Source organism: Streptomyces sp. ICBB 8177 (genome assembly GCF_003144095.1).
In the GTDB taxonomy this organism is placed as follows: domain Bacteria; phylum Actinomycetota; class Actinomycetes; order Streptomycetales; family Streptomycetaceae; genus Streptantibioticus_D.
This window is the reverse complement of record NZ_NSKH01000023.1, coordinates 649,518-668,879: the sequence shown is the minus strand read 5'-3', so window position 1 is coordinate 668,879 and position 19,362 is coordinate 649,518. Positions and strand designations below refer to the sequence as shown.

18 protein-coding genes and 2 pseudogenes are annotated in these 19,362 nt (G+C 74.7%); 12 read left to right on the top strand and 8 right to left on the bottom strand.

Annotated elements, in window-relative coordinates; genetic code table 11:
* Positions 1-2 precede the first annotated feature (2 nt).
* A pseudogene (locus CK485_RS23395) lies at positions 3-902 on the bottom strand (serine/threonine-protein kinase); the annotation flags it as partial.
* 82 nt (positions 903-984) lie between these two features.
* Positions 985-1,860, bottom strand: a complete 876-nt coding sequence (locus CK485_RS23390) for an oxygenase MpaB family protein (RefSeq protein ID WP_109453828.1) — start codon at positions 1,858-1,860, stop codon at positions 985-987.
* 254 nt (positions 1,861-2,114) lie between these two features.
* On the opposite strand from CK485_RS23390, the gene dhaK reads away from it, so the two are divergent.
* The 3 genes from dhaK (at position 2,115) to CK485_RS23375 (ending at position 4,313) form a co-directional block, all read left to right on the top strand.
* Positions 2,115-3,107: a dihydroxyacetone kinase subunit DhaK gene (gene dhaK, locus CK485_RS23385; RefSeq protein ID WP_109453827.1), complete on the top strand. Its 993-nt coding sequence runs from the start codon at positions 2,115-2,117 to the stop codon at positions 3,105-3,107.
* Between the two features lie 97 nt (positions 3,108-3,204).
* A complete protein-coding gene (gene dhaL, locus CK485_RS23380; RefSeq protein WP_109453826.1) occupies positions 3,205-3,882 on the top strand; it encodes a dihydroxyacetone kinase subunit DhaL in 678 nt (225 codons plus the stop codon).
* Positions 3,879-4,313 (top strand): PTS fructose transporter subunit IIA, encoded by a 435-nt coding sequence (locus tag CK485_RS23375; RefSeq protein WP_109453825.1) that lies wholly within the window; start codon positions 3,879-3,881, stop codon positions 4,311-4,313. The genes dhaL and CK485_RS23375 overlap by 4 nt, the downstream gene beginning before the upstream one ends.
* Before the next feature lie 18 nt (positions 4,314-4,331).
* On the opposite strand, the gene CK485_RS23370 is transcribed toward CK485_RS23375, so the two are convergent.
* The 4 genes from CK485_RS23370 to CK485_RS23355 all read right to left on the bottom strand — a co-directional run bounded on the left by CK485_RS23370 (position 4,332) and on the right by CK485_RS23355 (position 7,234).
* On the bottom strand, positions 4,332-5,135 hold the full coding sequence (locus CK485_RS23370; protein ID WP_109453824.1) for a 3-hydroxybutyrate dehydrogenase: 804 nt from the start codon (positions 5,133-5,135) through the stop codon (positions 4,332-4,334).
* A gap of 53 nt (positions 5,136-5,188) precedes the next feature.
* Positions 5,189-5,674 (bottom strand): NUDIX domain-containing protein, encoded by a 486-nt coding sequence (locus CK485_RS23365; RefSeq protein WP_109453823.1) that lies wholly within the window; start codon positions 5,672-5,674, stop codon positions 5,189-5,191.
* Between the two features lie 85 nt (positions 5,675-5,759).
* On the bottom strand, positions 5,760-6,347 hold the full coding sequence (locus CK485_RS23360; RefSeq protein WP_199239484.1) for a hypothetical protein: 588 nt from the start codon (positions 6,345-6,347) through the stop codon (positions 5,760-5,762).
* Positions 6,348-6,433: 86 nt separating this feature from the next.
* Complete coding sequence (locus CK485_RS23355) at positions 6,434-7,234, bottom strand: aspartate/glutamate racemase family protein (protein ID WP_109453822.1); 801 nt, start codon at positions 7,232-7,234, stop codon at positions 6,434-6,436.
* A 199-nt stretch (positions 7,235-7,433) separates the two neighbouring features.
* Between CK485_RS23355 and CK485_RS23350 the strand changes: the two genes are divergently transcribed.
* Positions 7,434-8,624, top strand: coding sequence for a glycosyltransferase (locus CK485_RS23350; RefSeq protein ID WP_109454365.1), 1,191 nt, complete (start codon positions 7,434-7,436; stop codon positions 8,622-8,624).
* Between the two features lie 13 nt (positions 8,625-8,637).
* On the opposite strand, the gene CK485_RS23345 is transcribed toward CK485_RS23350, so the two are convergent.
* Positions 8,638-9,921 (bottom strand): TerD family protein, encoded by a 1,284-nt coding sequence (locus CK485_RS23345; RefSeq protein ID WP_109453821.1) that lies wholly within the window; start codon positions 9,919-9,921, stop codon positions 8,638-8,640.
* A 336-nt stretch (positions 9,922-10,257) separates the two neighbouring features.
* Here CK485_RS23345 and CK485_RS23340 point away from each other — a divergent pair, with 336 nt between their 5' ends.
* The 6 genes from CK485_RS23340 to CK485_RS23315 all read left to right on the top strand — a co-directional run bounded on the left by CK485_RS23340 (position 10,258) and on the right by CK485_RS23315 (position 16,707).
* Positions 10,258-10,773 carry a DUF6643 family protein gene (locus CK485_RS23340; RefSeq protein WP_109453820.1) on the top strand — a complete coding sequence of 172 codons (516 nt, stop codon included), beginning with the start codon at positions 10,258-10,260 and terminating at the stop codon, positions 10,771-10,773.
* 88 nt (positions 10,774-10,861) lie between these two features.
* Positions 10,862-11,701, top strand: a complete 840-nt coding sequence (locus CK485_RS23335; RefSeq protein ID WP_109453819.1) for an MOSC N-terminal beta barrel domain-containing protein — start codon at positions 10,862-10,864, stop codon at positions 11,699-11,701.
* 163 nt (positions 11,702-11,864) lie between these two features.
* Positions 11,865-12,467 carry a hypothetical protein gene (locus tag CK485_RS23330; protein WP_109453818.1) on the top strand — a complete coding sequence of 201 codons (603 nt, stop codon included), beginning with the start codon at positions 11,865-11,867 and terminating at the stop codon, positions 12,465-12,467.
* A 178-nt stretch (positions 12,468-12,645) separates the two neighbouring features.
* Positions 12,646-15,108 carry a right-handed parallel beta-helix repeat-containing protein gene (locus CK485_RS23325; protein WP_109453817.1) on the top strand — a complete coding sequence of 821 codons (2,463 nt, stop codon included), beginning with the start codon at positions 12,646-12,648 and terminating at the stop codon, positions 15,106-15,108.
* 180 nt (positions 15,109-15,288) lie between these two features.
* Positions 15,289-16,137 carry a DeoR/GlpR family DNA-binding transcription regulator gene (locus tag CK485_RS23320; RefSeq protein WP_109453816.1) on the top strand — a complete coding sequence of 283 codons (849 nt, stop codon included), beginning with the start codon at positions 15,289-15,291 and terminating at the stop codon, positions 16,135-16,137.
* Between the two features lie 90 nt (positions 16,138-16,227).
* On the top strand, positions 16,228-16,707 hold the full coding sequence (locus tag CK485_RS23315; RefSeq protein ID WP_109453815.1) for an SRPBCC family protein: 480 nt from the start codon (positions 16,228-16,230) through the stop codon (positions 16,705-16,707).
* A 36-nt stretch (positions 16,708-16,743) separates the two neighbouring features.
* Here the strand turns inward: CK485_RS23315 and CK485_RS23310 are convergent, their stop codons facing one another.
* Positions 16,744-17,895, bottom strand: a complete 1,152-nt coding sequence (locus CK485_RS23310; RefSeq protein ID WP_109453814.1) for a PLP-dependent cysteine synthase family protein — start codon at positions 17,893-17,895, stop codon at positions 16,744-16,746.
* A gap of 176 nt (positions 17,896-18,071) precedes the next feature.
* Between CK485_RS23310 and CK485_RS29815 the strand changes: the two are divergent.
* Both CK485_RS29815 and CK485_RS23300 read left to right on the top strand, forming a co-directional pair.
* Positions 18,072-18,302 (top strand): annotated as a pseudogene (locus CK485_RS29815) (hypothetical protein); the annotation flags it as partial.
* A 425-nt stretch (positions 18,303-18,727) separates the two neighbouring features.
* A complete protein-coding gene (locus CK485_RS23300) occupies positions 18,728-19,243 on the top strand; it encodes an ATP-binding protein (protein ID WP_199239519.1) in 516 nt (171 codons plus the stop codon).
* Positions 19,244-19,362: the final 119 nt, after the last annotated feature.

Below are 19,362 nucleotides of genomic sequence, written 5' to 3'. Positions count from 1 at the left end.
CGGGCGCGGGGGCCCGCCGTCATCTCCCGGGCCCACATCGGCAGCCGGGACGCGCCGGCCCGCGCCAGGGCCAGCCGTCCGACCACCGCCGCCGCGTCGCGCGGACGGTCGTCGGGGGACTTGGCCAGCAGGTCCAGGATCAGCCGGTCGAGTGCGTCGGGCAGGTCGGGGCGCAGCAGGCGCGGGGGCTCGGGCGGGGTGTCCCGGTGCCGCACGATGACCGCCCACGCGTCGTCGAAGTCGAACGGCGGCCTGCCGGTGGCCAGTTCGTACAGGACGCAGCCGAAGGAGTACAGGTCGCCCCGGTGGTCCACCTCGGTGCCCGCGATCTGCTCGGGCGACATGTAGTGCGGGGTGCCCATGGCCACGCCGGTGCCGGTGAGTTGGGAGGTGAAGCCGATGTCGCGGCCGAGCCGGGCGATGCCGAAGTCGCAGATCTTCACGGTGCCGTCGCCGGAGCGCACGATGTTGGCGGGCTTGAGGTCGCGGTGGACGACCCCTTGCGCGTGGGTGTACGCGAGGGCCGCCGCCACCTGCTCGGCGACGTCCAGCAGTTCGGGCAGCGGCAGCGGGGCGCGCCGGCCGTCGCGCAGCACCTGGGCGAGGTTGCGGCCGTCGAGCAGTTCCATGACGAGGTAGAGCAGTCCGTCGTCGGCGCCGAAGTCGTGCACCACGGTGATGCCCCGGTGCTGAAGGCTCGCCGCGACCCTGGCCTCACGCCGGAACCGCTCCCGCATCACCTGTGCCCGCCGCGTGTCGCCGCCGGTGCCCGAGCGCAGGCACTTGACCGCCACCCGGCGGCCCAGTTCCTCGTCGCGGCCGCGCCACACCTCGCCCATGCCGCCCCGGCCGATCCGCTCGATCAGCAGGTAGCGCCCCCGGATCAGCCGGTGCTCCCCCATCGCGAACCGTCGCTCCCGTCCGGTCGGTCCCCACCCGCGCGTTCCAGTATGGCCCGGGCACCCGTCCGACCGGCACGGCGCGTCAGGGCGCGGGCCGCGTCACCGTACGCCCCTGGCGCAGCCGGTACGCGGAGGGGTGGGTGCCGGGGCCCAGCCGTCCGACCGCCTTGACGATGCGGGCGGGCGGCAGTTGCCAGCGCAACGCGGCGGGGATCGCCCGCAGTCCGGCGCCGGTGGCGCGCAGTGCTCGGTCCACCGCCGCCTCGGCGGGGGCGGGGCGGCCGTACAACTCGCGGGCGAACGGCGGCAGGCTGTCGTAGGCGAGCAGGGCGGCCCGGCGCCACAGGACGTCGCGGGCCGGGGCGAGGAGAGCCCGTACCGGCGGCGACTGGATGAAGGCGAAGACCTCGAACGCCTCGCGGGTCGCGTCGAGTTCGGACCGCACCTTGTCGAAGTAGGCGGCCAGTTGCCCGGTGTCGCCCGGCACGTCGGCCGGGTCGAGGCCCACCAGGCGGGCCGCCTCCCGCTGTTCCGCGACGTAGGTGTCGGCCTGGCCGGGCGTGAGCGGGAAGCCTGAGCGCCGCGCGACGTCGAGGTAGGAGTCGATCTCCGCGCAGTGCACCCACAGCAGCAGGTCCGGCGCGTCCACCGCGAAGCGCGCGCCGGTGTCCGGATCGGTGCCGGTCAGCCTGCGGTGGACGCCCCGGATGCGGGCGGCGGCGCGCTCGGCCTGGAGCGTCGTGCCGTACGTGATGACGCCCACGTAGTCGGCGGTCCGCATCAGCCGTCCCCAGGGGTCGGCGCGAAAGTCGGAGTTCTGCAGGACGCCGCGGACCGCGCGCGGGTGCAGCGCCTGGAGGTACAGGGCGCGCACCCCCGCCACCCACATCATGGGATCGCCGTGCAGCTGCCACGTCACCGAGTCCGGTCCGAACAGGCCGGGGTCCGCGTCACGCATGGGGGCCTCCCTCGAAGCGCCGCGCTCCCCACGGTAGTGGCGCGCCCCGGTCCTGCCGAGGCCGCTGCGGGACATACCCCACCGGGCGCGAGGGGGGACGCCGCCGGGCCCCGGAGCCACCCTGGGTGCCCGGGCGGTCGCACAGGGGCGCCGGCCTGCGCGGGAGCTTGGTTGACGGGGCCGACCCGGGCCCGGGGCTCTAGGCTGGAGGGGAGCCGGCTATGGCCGCTCCTCACAGCCGCGTGGAGGATCACATGAAGATGTTGATCAATGTGCCGGAGACCGTGGTCGCCGATGGACTGCGCGGACTGGCTGCCGCCCATCCCGATCTGAACGTGGACGTCGACAACCGGGTCGTGGTGCGGCGCGACGCGCCCGTCGCGGGCAAGGTCGGCCTGGTGTCGGGCGGCGGCAGCGGCCACGAGCCGCTGCACGGCGGCTTCGTCGGGCCCGGCATGCTGGACGCGGCCTGTCCCGGCGAGGTGTTCACCTCTCCCGTGCCCGACCAGATGGCGCGCGCCGCGGCGGCCGTGGACAGCGGTGCGGGCGTGCTGTTCATCATCAAGAACTACACGGGCGACGTGCTCAACTTCGAGATGGCCGCCGAACTCGCCGGTGACGAGGGCGTGCAGGTCACCACGGTGCTCGTCAACGACGACGTCGCGGTCACCGACAGCCTCTACACCGCGGGCCGCCGGGGCACCGGCGGCACGCTGTTCGTGGAGAAGCTGGCCGGCGCCGCCGCCGAGGAGGGCGCCCCGCTGGACCGGGTGGCCGCGATCGCCCGTCAGGTGAACGACAACTCCCGCAGCTTCGGCGTCGCGCTCAGCGCCTGCACCACCCCCGCCAAGGGCACGCCCACCTTCGACCTGCCCCCGGGCGAGCTGGAGCTGGGCATCGGCATCCACGGCGAGCCGGGCCGCGAGCGGCGCGCCATGATGACCTCCCGCGAGATCGCCGACGCCGCCGTCGACGCGGTGGTGGAGGACCTGCGCCCGGACGGCCCGGTGCTGGCGCTGGTCAACGGCATGGGCGGTACCCCGCTGCTGGAGCTGTACGGCTTCAACGCCGAGGTGCACCGTGCGCTCGGCGAGCGGAGGGTGCCGGTGGTGCGGACCCTGGTCGGCAACTACGTCACCTCGCTGGACATGGCGGGCTGCTCGCTCACCCTGTGCCGGGTGGACGACGAGTTGCTGCGCCTGTGGGACGCGCCGGTGCGCACCCCGGGCCTGCGCTGGGGCTGCTGACCCGGCCGTCCCGACCGGCAGCCGTCCGGTGTGACCCGAGTTGCCGCATTCGTCGTGATTCATCGTTGTTCGTCGTACGAGGAGGAACGCCACCCCCATGAACGCATCCGCACCCGCGTCCGGCGCTACCGATCCGGTGGTCGACGCCGCGTACGCCCGCCGCTGGCTCGCCCTGGCCACCGCGGCCGTCGAGCGTGAGGCGGACCGGCTCACCGAGCTGGACTCCGCGATCGGTGACGCCGACCACGGCACGAACCTGCGGCGCGGCTTCAACGCCGCGTCGGCCGCCGTGGAGAAGGACCCGCCCGGCACCCCCGGCCGGGTCCTGGCGCTGGTCGGCCGCCAGTTGATCGGTTCGGTCGGCGGCGCGTCGGGGCCGCTGTACGGGACGCTGCTGCGCGGGGCGGGCAAGCAGCTGGGCGACGCGGAGACCGCGACGCCGGAGGAGTTGTGCGCCGCGCTGCGTGCCGGCCTGGAGGGTGTCGCGCGGCTGGGCGGTGCGTCGGCGGGCGACAAGACGATGCTGGACGCGCTCTTCCCTGCGGTCGACGCCATGGGGTTCTCGCTGGACTCCGGTGCCGGGCTGGTGGCGGCGCTGGGGGCGGCCAGGATCGCGGCCGACGAGGGGGCCGAGGCGACGGTACCGATGCTCGCGCGCAAGGGCCGCGCCAGCTACCTCGGCGAACGCAGCGTCGGTCACCAGGATCCGGGGGCGACCTCGTCGGCGCTGCTGGTCACCGCGCTGGCCGAGGCGGCCGAGGGCGGTACGGCGTGAGCGCCCGGGACGGCGGCGACGCGGACGGCGCGCCCGGCGGGGTCGGGGTGGTGCTGGTCTCGCACAGCGCCCCGGTCGCCGAGTCGGTGGCCGCGATGGCGGTGCAGCTCGCGGGCGGCACCGCGTCGGTGGCGATCCGCGCGGCGGGCGGCACGGCGGACGGTCGGATCGGCACCAGTTCCGAGCTGATCACGCAGGCCGCGCGGCAGGTCGACGCGGGGTCGGGCGTCGTGCTCATCGCCGACCTGGGCAGCGCGGTGCTGACCGTCAAGGCGCTGCTGGAGGACGACGAACTTCCCTCCGGGGCGCGGCTGGTGGACGCCCCGTTCGTGGAGGGCGCGGTGGCCGCCGTGGTGACCGCCTCGACCGGGGCGGACGTGGAGGCGGTGGCCTCGGCGGCGTCGGACGCGTACTCGTACCGGAAGACCTGACCGCCGGGAAGCCGCGGCTCAGCGCGCGGTCCAGCCGCCGTCCAGCGTGAGGGAGGCGCCGGTGACGAACGAGGAGTGCGGGGCACACAGGTAGGCGACCAGCTCGGCGACCTCCTCCGGTTCCACCAGCCGCTTGACCGCGGCCTCGGCGAGCATCACCTCGGACACCACGCGCTCCGGGGCGATGCCGTGCACCTCGGCCTGGTCGGCGATCTGCTTCTCCACCAGCGGGGTGCGCACGTAGGCGGGGTTGACGCAGTTGGAGGTCACGCCGTGCTCCGCGCCTTCCAGGGCGATGACCTTGGAGAGCCCTTCGAGGCCGTGCTTGGCGGCGACGTAGGCCGACTTGTACGGGGAGGCGACCAGCCCGTGCACGGAGGAGACGTTCACCACCCGGCCCCAGCCGCGCTCGTACATCCCCGGCAGCGCCCCGCGCACCAGGCGGAACGGCGCTTCCAGCATGAGCCGCAGGATCAGCGAGAACGTCTCGGGCGGGAACTGCTCGATCGGGCGCACCAGTTGGACGCCCGCGTTGTTCACCAGGACGTCGGCGCCGGCGCCGGTGCGCTCCGCGGCGTCGAGGTCGGTGAGGTCCACGGTGACCGGCAGGAGCGTTCCGTCCAGCTCCGCGGCCTCGTCGGCGAGCGTGGCCAGGCCGTCCGCGTCTCGGTCGGCCGCCCGCACCTCGGCCCCGGCGGCGGCGAGCCGCAGCGCGCAGGCCCGGCCGATGCCGGAGGCGGCGCCGGTGACCACGGCGGCGCGCCCGCCGAGGTCGAGGTCGACGGAGTGCGGTGCGTACGGGCTGCGCCGGTCAGGGGTCATGACGGCAGCGTAGGCCGCTCGGGGGCGGGGCGGGAGCCCGGGCGGGCGGCTGATCACCCGGGCGGCAGCGAGGGTTCCTCGAACCATGTCGGGCCGCCGGCGAGCGCCAGCTTGATGCGCGCCACGCACTGGGCGCTCAGCGGCGGCAGCTCGTCCAGGGCGAACCAGCCGACCTCGGTGGACTCGTCGTCGTTCACCCGCGCCTCGCCGCCGACCGCGCGGCAGCGGAAAGTGGTCGACATGAACTGCACCTGGTCGCCGTGCGGATAGGTGATGGGCGGCTCGGCGTAGACCGCCACCACCCGCTCGACCACCGCGCGCACGGCGGTCTCCTCGTGGATCTCGCGGACCATGGCCTGCGCCGGCTGCTCGCCCGGCTCCGGTATGCCGCCGACGATGGTCCACCGGCCGTCGTCGGAGCGGCGCACCAGGAGCACCCGTTGCTGGTCGTCGAGAACGACCGCGTTGACGCCGGGCAGGCACAGCAGGCGTTGGCCCACGGTCTCCCGCAGGTCGCGCAGAAATTCGGGAATCGCCACACGCCGACCCTACGACCCCCCGCCGGGCGCCTCGCCGGAGCGGCGGTCGCGGCCGCTCACCTCACGCCTGGAACCCGGTCGCGCCTCACACGTCGCCGAGCGCCCGTCGCGCTCCGCGGGTTCCCGTGGCGCGCAGCCGGTCGCGGATCGCCCGTACCGCGCCTTCCGGGTCGTCCACGGTCACCGTGAACAGCCGTCCGCCACCCAGGTCCACCACGAGGCCGGGGCCGCGCCGGACGATGACGGCGGTGCCCATCTCCGGCCGCCACCGGTAGCCCCAGCCGCCCCAGTTGCGCGGGCTGATCCACGGCGCGAGCCGCGCGGAGTCCACCTGGTCCAGCGGGATGCGGCGGCGCGGCACCCCGATGTGGCCGCAACGCACCTCGACGCAGTCGCCGTCGACGCGTACCCGCACATGGGTGAAGGCGAGGGTTCCGAAGAGCACCAGGACACCCGCGGCCAGGCAGCCGACGACCGACATCACCAGTGCGGTGAGCCCGGAGGCCCAGGACGAGTCGACGGCCAGTTCGATGCCGAGCGCCAGGCATCCGGCCCCGGCGACGGCCAGAAGCCACTGCGCGCGATTGCTGGCGCGTCCGGTCCACACCTCGGCCGCGGACACAGGTGTCGTCGCGCCCACCGCGTCGCGGGGGCCGCCGCTGGAGTCCTCCATGCCTGGGAGCGTACTCGCGGGACCACCCGGCGGCACTCGGTGTGCGGCGGCCGGGTGCACCGCGGCGGGCGTCGCCCCCGGGGCGCTCAGCGCGCCTCGGCCGCGACGGACGCCTGCGGGCCCGCCAGCGCGCGGCCCTGCGGGTAGGCCAGGGCGGCGGCGGGCAGTTCGCCGGGCTCACCGCCGAGCAGGACGGTCAGGCCCCCGGTCGGCTCCGCGTCGGGCCGGGCGTCGGCGCCGGTGCGGCGCAGGGCCTGGGCGGCGACCGCGGCCGCCGAGCCGTGCAGCGCGACCGCCGGGGCGCCGGGGCGCCGGACGGCGGCGCGGATGCGGTCGGCGATCAGCTCGTAGTGGGTGCAGCCCAGGACGACGGTGCGCACGTCGGCGGGGGTGCGCTCGGCGGCGGCGGCCACGGCCGCGTCGATCGCCGCGTCGTCGGCGCGCTCCAGGGCGTCGGCGAGGCCGGGGCAGGCCACCTCGGTGACCTGGACGCCGTCGGCGAACTCCGCGATCAGGCGCCGCTGGTAGGGGCTGCCGGTGGTGGCCGGGGTGGCCCAGATCGCCACCGGGCCGCCCGCGACGGCGGCGGGCTTGATGGCGGGCACCGTGCCGATCACCGGAATGGACGGCTCCAGACGGGCGCGCAGCGCCTCCAGGGCGTGCACCGAGGCCGTGTTGCAGGCGACGACCAGCGCGTCCGGGCGGTGCGCGGCGGCGGCCTCGGCGCAGGCGAGCGCGCGGGCGGTGAGGTCCTGCGGGGTACGCGGGCCCCAGGGCATGCCGGCCGGGTCGCTGGACAGCACGAGATCGACGTCGGGACGCGCGGCCCGCAGCGCGGCGGCCGCGGCCAGCAGGCCGATGCCCGAGTCCATGAGCGCGATCTTCACTGGCGTGCCCTTCCGGTGCTGCGCCGGCGCGTCCGCGTCCGCTCATGTCCGGCGGCGCGCACGTACCGGGGTGGTTCGGTTACGTACGGGCGTCTCGTGGACCGCCCGCGCAACTTTACCGTGATCGTTTCCTGCCGGCGTGGACGCGTTCGCGGTGGGCCGCGGTTCCGGCGGGCGCCGGGTGGGGCAGACTGCGCCGGTGAGCGCTTTGACCGTGATCGCTGTCGTGTCGCTGCTGAGCTGGGTGTGGCTGCTGCTGGCGCAGGGGATGTTCTGGCGCACCGACGTGCGGCTGCCGCCCGGCGCGGTACCCCGTCAGTGGCCGTCCGTGGCGGTGGTGGTGCCCGCCCGGGACGAGGCCGAGGTGCTGCCGGTGAGCCTGCCGTCGCTGCTGGCGCAGGAGTATCCGGGGCGCGCCGAGGTGTTCCTGGTGGACGACGGCAGCTCGGACGGCACCGGTGAGCTGGCCCGCGCGCTGTCCGCCGAACGCGGCGGGCTGCCGCTGACGGTCACCTCGCCGGGAGAACCGCCCGCGGGCTGGACGGGGAAGCTGTGGGCGGTGCGGCACGGGGTGGCCGCCGCCACGGCCGCGTCCGCGCCGGAGTACCTGCTGCTGACCGACGCCGACATCGCCCACGAGCCGGATTCCCTGCGGGAGCTGGTGGCCGCCGCGCACGGCAGCGGGATGGACGTGGTCTCGCAGATGGCGCGGCTGCGGGTGGCGACGGCGTGGGAGCGGCTGATCGTGCCCGCCTTCGTCTACTTCTTCGCTCAGCTGTACCCGTTCCGCTGGATCGCCAGGCCGCGCGGGCGGACCGCCGCGGCGGCCGGGGGCTGCGTGCTGGTCCGGCGTGCCGCCGCCGAGCGGGCCGGGCTGCCGGACTCGATCCGGCAGGCGGTCATCGACGACGTGGCGCTGGCCCGGGCCGTCAAGCGGTCCGGTGGCACGGTGTGGCTGGGGCTGGCGGAGCGGGTGGACAGCGTGCGGCCGTATCCGCGGCTGGCCCAGCTGTGGCGGATGGTCTCGCGCAGCGCGTACGCCCAGTTGCGGCACAACCCGGCGCTGCTGCTGGGGACGCTGCTCGGGCTGGCCCTGGTCTACGTGGTGCCGCCGGTCGCGGCGATCGCGGGCGCGGTCGCCGGGCGCTGGGCGCTGTGCGCCGTGGGCGCGGCGGCGTGGGCGGTGATGGCGGGCACGTACATGCCGATGCTGCGCTACTACCGCCAGCCGCTGTGGCTCGCGCCGCTGCTGCCGTTCACCGCGTCGCTGTACGCGGCGATGACGGCGGACTCGGCCGTGCAGCACTACCGGGGTCGCGGCGCGGCCTGGAAGGGCCGCACGTACGCCAAGCCGGAGCGGGAAGGCCAGGTGACGGCCGAACGCCCTTGAGGCCGCGGCTGGTTCACTTGCGGCCCGGGCTCCAGCGCATGCCCCACCCGTAGGCCTGGTCGACGGTGCGCTGGGGGCTGACGCCGCGGGCCGGGACCAGGTAGCGCGCCTCGCGCCGCACGACGAGTTCACCGCCCTCGTTGGTGATCAGGGCGAGCGCGCAGACGGTGGAGGGGACGGTGCACTCGTCGAGGAAGAACTCCACCGGGGCGCCGTGCTGTGGTGTCAGCGTGGTCGTGGCGTGCAGCCCGGCGAAGCTGCGGGCCCCCTCGTAGACGGTGACGAAGATCAGGATGCGGCGGAACGCGGCGCTGTGGTCGAGGTTGACGGTGAGGTTCTCGCCGCTCGTGCCGCCGGTTCGGTCGTCGCCGTCGAGGTGGATGTACGGCGGGCGGTCCAGCGTGCCGAAGGCGTTGCCGAGCGCCTGCACGACGCCTTTGGTTCCGTCGCGCAGTTCGAACAGGGCGCACAGGTCGAGGTCGACGCCGGAGCCGCCCGCGCCGGCCTTGCGCAGCCATCCCCGGGCCGGGGCGGCCCGCCAGCTGAGGTTCACCCTCATCACCCCGGAGATCCCGCCCTGTTTGGTCAACGAGACGGAGGGGGCGTCCTTCGTCAGGGTGACCTTCGAGAGCCTGACGGGAGTGGCTCGCGGCGCGGACGGGACCGGGGCGGGCTGGGGCGTCGGCGGGGCGGGGGCGGGCCGTTGAGCGGCCGGGGCCGGGGAGGGCTGAGGTGCGGGCGGGACCGGGGCGGTGGCCGCGGGCGCCGGGCGCACGGCGGCCGGCGAGACGCCGAAGTGCTCGCCGAGCCCAGTAAGTCCGTTCGCGTAGCCCTGCCCGACCGCGCGGAACTTCCACTGCCCGTTCCTGCGGTACAGCTCCCCCAGCACCAGCGCGGTCTCCACCGTCGCGTCGGCGCTGTCGTAACGGGCGATCTCGGCGCCGCCCGCCGCGTCCGTCAACCTGACGTACAGCCCTGGCACCCTCGCGAAGGACCCGCCGTCGGCGGTGGCCGCCAGCACGATCCGTTCGACGCCGGGCTCCACCGCGCCCAGGTCCACCGCGAACACGTCGGCCACGGACCCGGCCCCGGTCCGCCTGTCCTCGTGGCGCACCGCGCCGGAGGCGTGCGCCGGGCGGTGCCGCAGGACCACGTCGCCGTCGTGGCGCACGCGGCCGTCCGCCAGCAGCAGCGCCGCGGCGTCCGCCTCCGGCAGCCCGGGACCGGCCGCCCGGCCGACCTCGATCCATACGCCCGACGCCGTGACCGGCGTGTTGGCGCCCTTGTTCATCGACATCGCTCCCCCTCGTGCCCGGTGCCCGCCGCGTGCCGTACGCCCAACCTAGGCCCCACGTGTCCCGGGACGGAACACGCCCGCGCGGGACGGCCCCGCCTTCGTACCGCACCCGGCACTGCCCGACGGCCCGTCAGCTGTCGGTAACCCCCCTCCCACACGGGCTTTTTCCCATGATCGAACACAGCGGAGGCTCAGCCTTTACACGATCGAAACGGCGTGCGGCGACCGATTTTCGTGGATTCGCATCGATTGGGTATCGCAGTGCGCACCGGACGCCATAAACAACCCGCTTATCGGGCTCCCCTAACAGCACATCGTGGGCTTAACTTATGCAGCATGACCACCCCCCGCGGCACCTACGGCGGCGGCTACTACGCCTCGTCGGCCTTCCCGGACACCCCCATCTACGACAGCCTGGTCGCGGAGCGGGGCACCCCTCAGATCGCTCCGATCCGGGTTCCTTCGCCGTACGACACCGGCAGCTCGCTCCCCGCGCTGCCGGCGCTCCCGGCGCTCCCCTCGGGTCCCTCCCACCACACACCGCACCAGGGCACGTACACCGGCCAGTTGCCGTCCGCGTACCCGGCCGCGGCCTACCCGGCGCAGTCCGCGCCCGCCGCCGCGTACATCCCGCAGCAGGCGAGTGCCCCGCGCGGTTACGCCAACGGCTACCCGCCCCCCGGCCAGGCGCCCTACCAGGGCGGCGGCACGGGCTACGAGGCGGCGCGGCCGGTGCCGCCCCGGCCCGTCCCGCCGCGTCAGGCGGTCCCGCCGCGCCAGCCGGCCCCCGGCACCTACCAGGGCTACGGCGACGACCCGTACCGCCGCCCGTACCAGGGGCAGGGCTACTGAGCCGAGCGCGGGGCGGACACCACGGTGAGCGGCACGTTTCACCGTGCGTGACGACCGCTGAACGGCGCTGTGCTGGCACCATGGCCGCATGACGACGGCGCGGCTGAGCGCACTGCACATCTATCCGGTCAAGTCGGTCCAGGGACCGGCGCCCGGCGAGGCGGCCGTGGAGCCGTGGGGGCTCGCCGGGGACCGCAGATGGCTGGTGGTCGACAAGGACGGCCGGGCGATCACCCAACGCGAGCAGCCACGGCTGGCGTTGGCGCGCGCCCGCCCGGCGACCGGGGGCGGCGCGGCGCACGGCGGGATCACGCTCGACGCGGAGGGGATGGAGGAGCTGACGGTCGCCGCCCCGGCGGCCGGCGACGCGGAGCCGGCGCGGATCTTCGGTGATCCGGTGGACGTGGTCGCGGCCGGGGCCGAGGCGGGCGCCTGGTTCTCCGCATTCCTGGGCGTCCGGGCACGGTTGGCCTATCTGGACGACCCGGCCCGGCGCCGTCCGATCGAGCCGGAGTACTCGCTGCCCGGCGAGACGGTGAGCCTGGCCGACAGCCATCCACTGCTGCTGGCCGCCTCCGCCTCCCTCGGCGCCCTCAACTCCCTTGTCGCGGAGGGCGACCGGGTGCAGGAGGGACCGCTGCCGATGGATCGGTTCCGGCCGAACGCCGTCATCGACGGGACCGGGGCGTGGGCGGAGGACGGCTGGCGCGTGGTGCGGATCGGGGAGGTGGTCTTCCGGGTCGCGAAGCCCTGCGCCCGCTGCGTGATCACCACCACCGACCAGGCGACGGCGGCGCGCGGCAGGGAGCCGCTGCGCACCCTCGCCAGGCACCGCAGGATCGGTGACGGACTGATGTTCGGGGTCAAACTCATACCGTGCTCGACCGGAACACTGCGCGTGGGTGACACGTTCTCCGTTCTTGAGTGACCGAGGCCCTCGAGCGACCGAGGGACTGCTTGACCGAGTGACCCTGCCGGCGTCCGGTGCCACGTCGGGGTGACGCGTGCCGGATTCCGTCCGATTCCGGCCCGCTCTCGTGCATGCCTCGTGCCGTGCGCGGTACTTGGACCGGGTGAAGGGGTGTGGTGCGATGCGAGCGGTACCAGGACTGTGGCGGTGGCGGGCCAATCCGCTGCGGCGCCGGGGCGACGTCGTCGAAGCGTGGGCGGGACTGGCCACCTTGGCCGTGGTCGCGGTGGGAGCGCCGGCCGCCGGTCTCGCGGCGGGCGGCACGGTCGGCTCGCAACTGCGCCACCAGGTCGCCGTCGAGCAGGCCCACCGGCACGAGGTGCGCGCCACCGTGCTGAGCAGTGCCCGCCGCACGCCGCCCGCGGCCGACACCGATCCGGCGACCGGCCAGTCGGTGTCCCGGATCGCCGTCGTGCGCTGGACCATGCCGGACGGCTCGGTGCACGACGCCACCGTACGGCTGGTCGGCGGCCGTCCGCCCGGCGCGGCGATCACCCTGTGGGCCGACGACGCGGGCCGTCTGGCCGACCGCCCGATGGACACCATGACGGCCGTCACCAACGCGGTGGCCGCAGGGCTGGCCGCCGCGGCGGCGGTCACGGCGCTGGCGTTCGCGGTGCGCCGGGTGATCGGCTGGCGGATGATGCGGGCCCGGCTGGCCGAGTGGGAACGCGAGTGGGCGCGGGTCAGCCAGGACTGGGGCCGGGCGGGGGCCGAGGGCTGAGAAGGAGCCGGGACGGTCCGCGGCCTCGTGGGCCCCGTCGGCCGCGCGATCCGGTCCCGGCCGCCCGAACTCCCCCATCTGTACGGGTTCCTGAGGTCACGGGTGCGGCCCCGGCCGCCACGCACGCTACCGTGGTCCCCCGGTCCGCAGCGGTACGAGGTGGGGGCGCAACAGCACCATGGCACAGGGCGTGGCTCAGGTGACGCACACCGGCTCTTCGCGGTGGCGGCGCCGCACCGGCGAGTACGAATCCCTCGCCGCGGCCCTGGAGGCGGCGGGCGACGGCGACGTGGTCGCGATCGTCCCCGGCACGTACCGGGAGAACCTCGTGGTGGAGCGCGCCGTCACGCTGCGCGGCGCGGAGGGCCCCGGCTCGGTGCGCATCGCGCCGCCCGGCGGGGTCGCGCTGACCGTGCGCGCCGACGCCGTCGTGCAGGACCTGCGCGTCGAGGGCCAGGACACCTCCGTCCCCGCTCTGCTGGTCGAGGGGTGCGCGCCGGAGCTGACCGACCTGCGGGTGGTGACCCGTTCCGCGGTCGGCATAGAGGTGCGCGACGGCGCCCGGCCCACGGTGCGCCGCTGCACGGTGGACAATCCGGCGGGCCTCGGGGTGAGCGTGCTGGACGGCTCCGGCGGGCTGTTCGAGGAGTGCGAGGTGGTCTCGGCGGGCCAGTCGGGGTTCGCCGCCCGCGGGGGCGCGGCGCCGCGTCTGGAGCGCTGTCGCATCCACCACGCGGGCCGCGCGGGCCTGGAGCTGACCGGCGAGGGCACCGCGGCCGAGGCGATCGGCTGCGAGGTCTACGAGATCAACGGCACCGGGGTGCGGGTGGCGTCGCGTGCGGCGGGCCAGCTCACCGACTGCCGGGTGCACCGCACCACCGGCGACGGCGTCACGCTGGACACCGACGCGGTCCTGTCGCTGGCCGACTGCGACATCCACGACGTGCCGGAGAACGCGATCGACCTGCGGTCCCGCTCCGTGCTCACGCTGACCCGCTCGACGGTGCGCCGCTTCGGCCGCAACGGCCTGTCGGTGTGGGACCCGGGCACCCGTGCCGACGCCAACCAGTGCGAGATCCACGAGAGCACGGGCGACTACCCGGCGGTGTGGATCAGCGACGGCGCCGCCGCCGTGCTGGACTCCTGCCGGGTGCACGACGTGCCCGACGCGCTGTTCGTGCTGGACCGGGGTTCGCGCGCCGACGTGCTCGACAGCGACATATCCCAGGTGCGCAACACCGCTGTCTCGGTCAGCGACGGCGCCACCGTGGAGCTGGACGACTGCCGGATCAGGGAGGCGGCGACCGGCGCCTGGTTCCGCGACCACGGCAGCGGCGGCACGCTGGCGTCGTGCACCATCGACTCGACGGCCACCGGCGTCATCGTCACCAAGGGCGCCGATCCGGCCATAGAGCGCTGCGTGGTGGAGAACGCGGGCGAGTCGGGCTTCTACGTCTCGGCGGGCGCCCGCGGCACGTTCACCGCCTGCCGGGTCACCGGCAGCCGCGGCTACGGCTTCCACGTCATCGACGGCTGCCGCACCACGCTGACCCGCTGCCGCACCGAGCGCTGCGGGCGCGGCGGTTACGAGTTCGCCGAGCCGGGGCCGCTGGTCGAGGAGTGCACCAGCGACGAGAGCGCCGAGCACCGCGCCTCCGGCGCGCTCCCGCCCGCCACCGCGTCCGGTTCCGCCGCCGGGCTGCCGCCCCACCCGGCGACCGCGACCGCCACGGCCACGGCGCCCGCCGTCCAGTCGTACGGCCTGCTCGGCGGTGTCCCGGGACCGCGCCGGGGCGAGGAGCCCCCCGCCGCCCCCGCGCCCGTCGCCGGTCGCGACGCGGACACGGTGCTGGGCGAACTGGACGCCCTGGTGGGGCTGGAGAGCGTCAAGCGGGAGGTGCGCGCGCTGATCGACCTGATTGCGGTCGGCAGGCGCCGTCAGGAGGCGGGCCTGAAGGCGCCCTCGCTCCGCCGCCACTTGGTCTTCACCGGCTCCCCGGGCACCGGCAAGACCACGGTGGCCCGGCTGTACGGGGAGATCCTCGCGGCGCTCGGGGTGCTGGGGACCGGCCATCTGGTCGAGGTCTCCCGGGTCGACCTGGTCGGCGAGCACATCGGCTCGACCGCGATCAGGACGCAGGAGGCGTTCGAACGGGCCCGTGGCGGCGTGCTGTTCATCGACGAGGCCTACGCGCTGGCGCCCGAGGACTCCGGCCGCGACTTCGGCCGGGAGGCGATCGACACCCTGGTGAAGCTGATGGAGGACCAGCGCGACGCGGTGGTGGTGATCGTCGCCGGGTACACCGCGGAGATGGAGCGGTTCCTGGCCTCCAACCCCGGGGTGGCGTCACGTTTCTCACGCACCATCACCTTCGGCGACTACAGCCCGCGGGAGTTGCTGCGGATCGTCGAGGCGCAGGCCGTTGAGCACGAGTACCGGCTCGGCGAGGGCGCGGGCGAGGCGCTGCTGACGTACTTCACCGCGCTGCCCAAGGGCCCCTCGTTCGGCAACGGCCGCACCGCGCGGCTGACCTTCGAGGCGATGGTGGAGCGGCACGCGGGCCGGGTCGCCCAGCTGGCCGCGCCGACCCACGAGGACCTCCAGTTGCTCTACCCGGGGGATCTGCCGGAACTGTCCTGAATCCCGCGTGCCGGGCGCGTACCGGTGCCGTACGGGAATCCCACCGGTGTGCGCCCGGCACCGTGCGAACCGCCTCCCGCGTGGGAAGATGTCCGGAACCACCGGGGTGTCACCGGGTACGGACACCGGGGCGTCACCGGTGCGGGCAGTCGTGGGGTCGTGAGGAAGGACGGGGCACGGGTGGGCGACAACCAGAACCTCCTGGCCGAGCAGCGGCGCGCCCTGATCCTCGACGAGGTCAGGCGACGCGGCGGCGTCCGGGTCAACGAACTGACCCGCAAGCTCAACGTCTCCGACATGACCGTCCGCCGCGACCTGGACGCCCTCGCCCACCAGGGCGTGGTGGAGAAGGTGCACGGCGGCGCGGTCCCGGTCGCCGAGGCCAGCACCCACGAGCCGGGGTTCGAGGCGAAGTCGGGCCTGGAACAGGGCGCCAAGGAGGCCATCGCGCGCACGGCCGCCGCGATGGTGGCCCCCGGCAGCGCCATCGCGCTGTCCGGCGGCACCACGACCTACGCCCTCGCCCACCATCTTCTGGACGTGCCCGACCTGACCGTGGTGACCAACTCGGTGCGGGTGGCGGACGTCTTCCACTCCGGTCAGCGGCGGGCCGGGGCGAGCGCGCAGTCCACCGGCCGGCCGGGCGCCGCGACGGTGGTGCTGACCGGCGGGGTGCGCACGCCCTCCGACTCGCTGGTGGGGCCGGTGGCGGACCGGGCGATCCGCTCGCTCCACTTCGACCTGCTCTTCCTCGGCGTGCACGGCATGTCGGTGGAGGCGGGGCTGTCCACGCCGAACCTGGCGGAGGCGGAGACCAACCGGCAGTTCGTGCGCTCGGCGCGGCGGGTCGTGGTGATCGCGGACCACACCAAGTGGGGCACGGTGGGCCTGAGTTCGTTCGCCTCGCTGGAGGAGGTCTCCACCTGGGTGACCGATTCGGGCATACCCCAGGGGCTGCGCGCGGAGATCGCCGAGCACCTGACGGACCTGGTCGTGGCGGACGACCCCCGGTCCGCGTCGCGGGCCTGATCCGGTCACGCGGCGCCCCTGACAGGTGACAGTACGTCAGGTATCGTACGGCGGGTCACCGCCGTCTTTCCGCCCTGGAGGTTGTTGTCGATGGTGCGACGCCTGCGGCCCGTCGAGCTCGACTTCATCGCCTCGGCCCCGGTCCGCCACCACTACGCGGCCGGTCTGGCCGCGCCCGCGGCGGACGTCTTCCACGCGTTGGCGAAGGACACCGCGGGCTGGCCCGACTGGTTCGGCGCGGTGGCCTCCGCCCGTCCGGTCGACGCGGGGCGCCGGATCGCGCTGGTGGGCGGGGTCCGCTTCACCGAGACGGTGCTCGCCTGCGATCCCGACGAGCGGTACGCGTACCGCGTGGACACCGTCAACGTGCCCGGTCTGACGGCGATGGCCGAGGAGTGGCTGCTGACGGCGCTGCCCTCGGGCGGCACCCGGTTGCGGTGGACCTTCGCGGCGGACGGCGCGGCCCCGGTGCGGGTGCTGCTGCACGCCGGCCGCGCCGCGATGGGCCGTTCCTTCCACCAGGCGGCCCGGGCCCTCGACGCGCGCCTGACCGGACGGGTCACGGCCTGATCCGCCGGCGGGTGCCCGCCGGCGGGTGCCCCGGCGTCAGGCCGGCCAGCTCCCGGTGGCCAGGAAGGTGTCGATGGTGGCCGCGTACGGCGTGATGTCCAGCCCCTCGGCGGCCAGCCACTCGTCGGAGTAGTACTTGTCCAGGTAGCGGTCGCCCGGATCGCACAGCAACGTCACCACGCTGCCCGTCCGCGACTGCGCCAGCATCTCGGCGACGACCCGCAGCGCGGCCCACAGCCCGGTGCCGGTCGAGCCGCCCGCCTTGCGCCCGATCGCGTGCTCCAGCGCGCGCACCGCCGCGACCGAGGCCGCGTCGGGCACCTTCATCATGCGGTCGATGGCACCCGGTACGAAGCTCGGCTCCATCCGGGGCCGCCCGATGCCCTCGATGCGTGAGCCGCGCTCGCAGTCGACGTCGGCGTCACCGCTGACCCAGCCGTCGAAGAAGCACGAGTTCTCCGGGTCGGCGACGCAGATGCGGGTGTCGTACTGCTGGTAGTGGACGTAGCGGCCGATGGTGGCCGAGGTGCCCCCGGTGCCCGCGGTGGCGACGATCCACGCCGGTTCCGGATGGCGTTCCCTGCGCAGCTGCTGGTAGATCGACTCGGCGATGTTGTTGTTGCCCCGCCAGTCCGTCGCCCGTTCGGCGTAGGTGAACTGGTCCATGTAGTGGCCGCCGGTCTCCCGCGCGAGCCGGGCGGAGACCTCGTAGATGGTCCGCGCGTCGTCCACCAGGTGGCAGCGTCCGCCCTGGAACTCGATGAGCCGCTGTTTCTCCCGGCTGGTCGTGCGGGGCATCACCGCGATGAAGGGGACTCCGATCAGGTGCGCGAAGTACGCCTCGGAGACGGCGGTGGAGCCGCTGGACGCCTCGATCACCGGCTTGCCCGGCCTGATCCACCCGTTGCACAGCCCGTACAGGAACAGCGAGCGGGCCAACCGGTGCTTCAGGGAGCCGGTCGGATGGGTCGATTCGTCCTTCAGGTACAGGTCGATGCCCCAGTGCTCGGGCAGCGGAAAGCGCAGCAGATGGGTGTCGGCGCTGCGGTTGGCGTCCGCCTGCACCCGGCGGACGGCCTCCTTCAGCCAGGTCCGGTGGCCCGGGTCGGACCGGTCGACGTCCAGGGTGGGCAGCGGTGCCCCGGGGTCCGTCCGGCCGTTCGCACCGGCCTGTTCGACGGTGTCCATGCGTTCCGCCTCCCGATCGTCCCCCGGCAGGTCAGGCCCGGCCGGATCGCCGGGGTTGGCACGATCATAGGCAGCCCCTGGTCAATGGGCGCGTCGCGATCCGGCGTGCGCCCTGGTGCGCTCCCGCCGACGGGGGCAGACTGCCGCAGGACGCGAACCGCCTGAGGGGGTGTGCCGTGACGCAGCCGGAGTTCAGCGCGAGCGGGGTGCGGATCAGCAGAGGGCCGCGTTCCCTGACCCGGGCGGGCGCGGTCGTGGTGCGGGACGGCAGGCTGGCGTTGCTGACCAGCCGGGGCCGCGAGATCGACAGCGCCCCGCTGACCGACGTCCAGGCGAGCGCCCCGCGGTGGTACGGCCCGCGCGGCCGGGCCAGAGTGGCGCTCGCAGGCCGCCGCTACGCACTGCGCCTCGACGGGGACGCGGGGTGGGACGGGGGGGTGAACGCGCAGGCGGCGGAGGCGTTCTGGCTCGGAGCGGAACCTGCGGCGCGGGCGGACGCTGACGCGCGAAGGGACGCGGAGGGGGACGTGGCGGCCGACGCCGAGGCACGTCTGCTGGGCGTCCTCGCCAGTGCGCGGGAGCGTGCGACGCGGCGGGCGCCGGGAGGCGGACGAGGCTGAATCCCGCCGGTCGCCCACCCGTACGGAGCCGAAACCGAAGGGACTGGCGTGCCGGGAGTTGCGGAATGCGGTCACCGGGGCCAACCTGGTCACACACACGGAGTACAGATCCTGTCACTCTCAGTGTCTACCGCACAGGCTTTCCCAATCGAGCGGTACGGGGCACGGTCCCGGAACAGGTCGGCCCCACCGCGGAGGGAGTCGCAGCCGTGATCACCACCCAGCGAACCCGACAGTGCGCCTTGCAACTCGAGGCCTTGCCGCACCGGATCGGGCAGGTCCGCAGAATCGTCTCTGCGCAGCTTCGCTACTGGCAGCTCGACCCGATCATCGACACCGCGCTGCTGGGCATCACCGAACTGCTGGCCAACGTCCACCGCCACGCCCAGCCGGACAAGCACTGCACGGTCGAACTGTCCTACGGGGAAGGGCGCCTGACCGTCTCGGTCTCCGACCACGACCCGCGCCCGCCGCGGATCGGGCTGCGCACCGACGCGATGGACACCTGTGGCCGCGGGCTGGCGATGCTCGCCGCGCTCAGCGACGGCTGGGGCACCCGGCCCGGTGAGAACGGTGACGGCAAGGTCGTGTGGTTCACCCTCCGCGAGCCGGTGACCGCGCCGACGCCCGTCGCCGTGCCCGCCCGCACCGCCCCCGCACCGGTGCCGACGCCCCACCCGATCGCGCTGGACGCGAGGCCGCAGCCGGTCGCGATCGCCACCGCCTGACGGACGGCGATCGCGACCGGGGGGGAGCACCACGAGCCTCACCACGTTTCCACGCCTCCGCGTTTCCACGCCTCCACGCCTCACCGGCCGGGGAGCCCCGATGGCCCGTTACCGGCCGA

Coding starts and splice junctions, on each gene's coding strand:
- CK485_RS23390 (WP_109453828.1), bottom strand. CDS start 1,860: ATGCGTGACGCGGACCCCGGCCTGTTCGGACCGGACTCGGTGACGTGG.
- dhaK (WP_109453827.1), top strand. CDS start 2,115: ATGAAGATGTTGATCAATGTGCCGGAGACCGTGGTCGCCGATGGACTG.
- dhaL (WP_109453826.1), top strand. CDS start 3,205: ATGAACGCATCCGCACCCGCGTCCGGCGCTACCGATCCGGTGGTCGAC.
- CK485_RS23370 (WP_109453824.1), bottom strand. CDS start 5,135: ATGACCCCTGACCGGCGCAGCCCGTACGCACCGCACTCCGTCGACCTC.
- CK485_RS23360 (WP_199239484.1), bottom strand. CDS start 6,347: ATGGAGGACTCCAGCGGCGGCCCCCGCGACGCGGTGGGCGCGACGACA.
- CK485_RS23345 (WP_109453821.1), bottom strand. CDS start 9,921: ATGTCGATGAACAAGGGCGCCAACACGCCGGTCACGGCGTCGGGCGTA.
- CK485_RS23340 (WP_109453820.1), top strand. CDS start 10,258: ATGACCACCCCCCGCGGCACCTACGGCGGCGGCTACTACGCCTCGTCG.
- CK485_RS23335 (WP_109453819.1), top strand. CDS start 10,862: ATGACGACGGCGCGGCTGAGCGCACTGCACATCTATCCGGTCAAGTCG.
- CK485_RS23330 (WP_109453818.1), top strand. CDS start 11,865: ATGCGAGCGGTACCAGGACTGTGGCGGTGGCGGGCCAATCCGCTGCGG.
- CK485_RS23325 (WP_109453817.1), top strand. CDS start 12,646: ATGGCACAGGGCGTGGCTCAGGTGACGCACACCGGCTCTTCGCGGTGG.
- CK485_RS23315 (WP_109453815.1), top strand. CDS start 16,228: ATGGTGCGACGCCTGCGGCCCGTCGAGCTCGACTTCATCGCCTCGGCC.
- CK485_RS23310 (WP_109453814.1), bottom strand. CDS start 17,895: ATGGACACCGTCGAACAGGCCGGTGCGAACGGCCGGACGGACCCCGGG.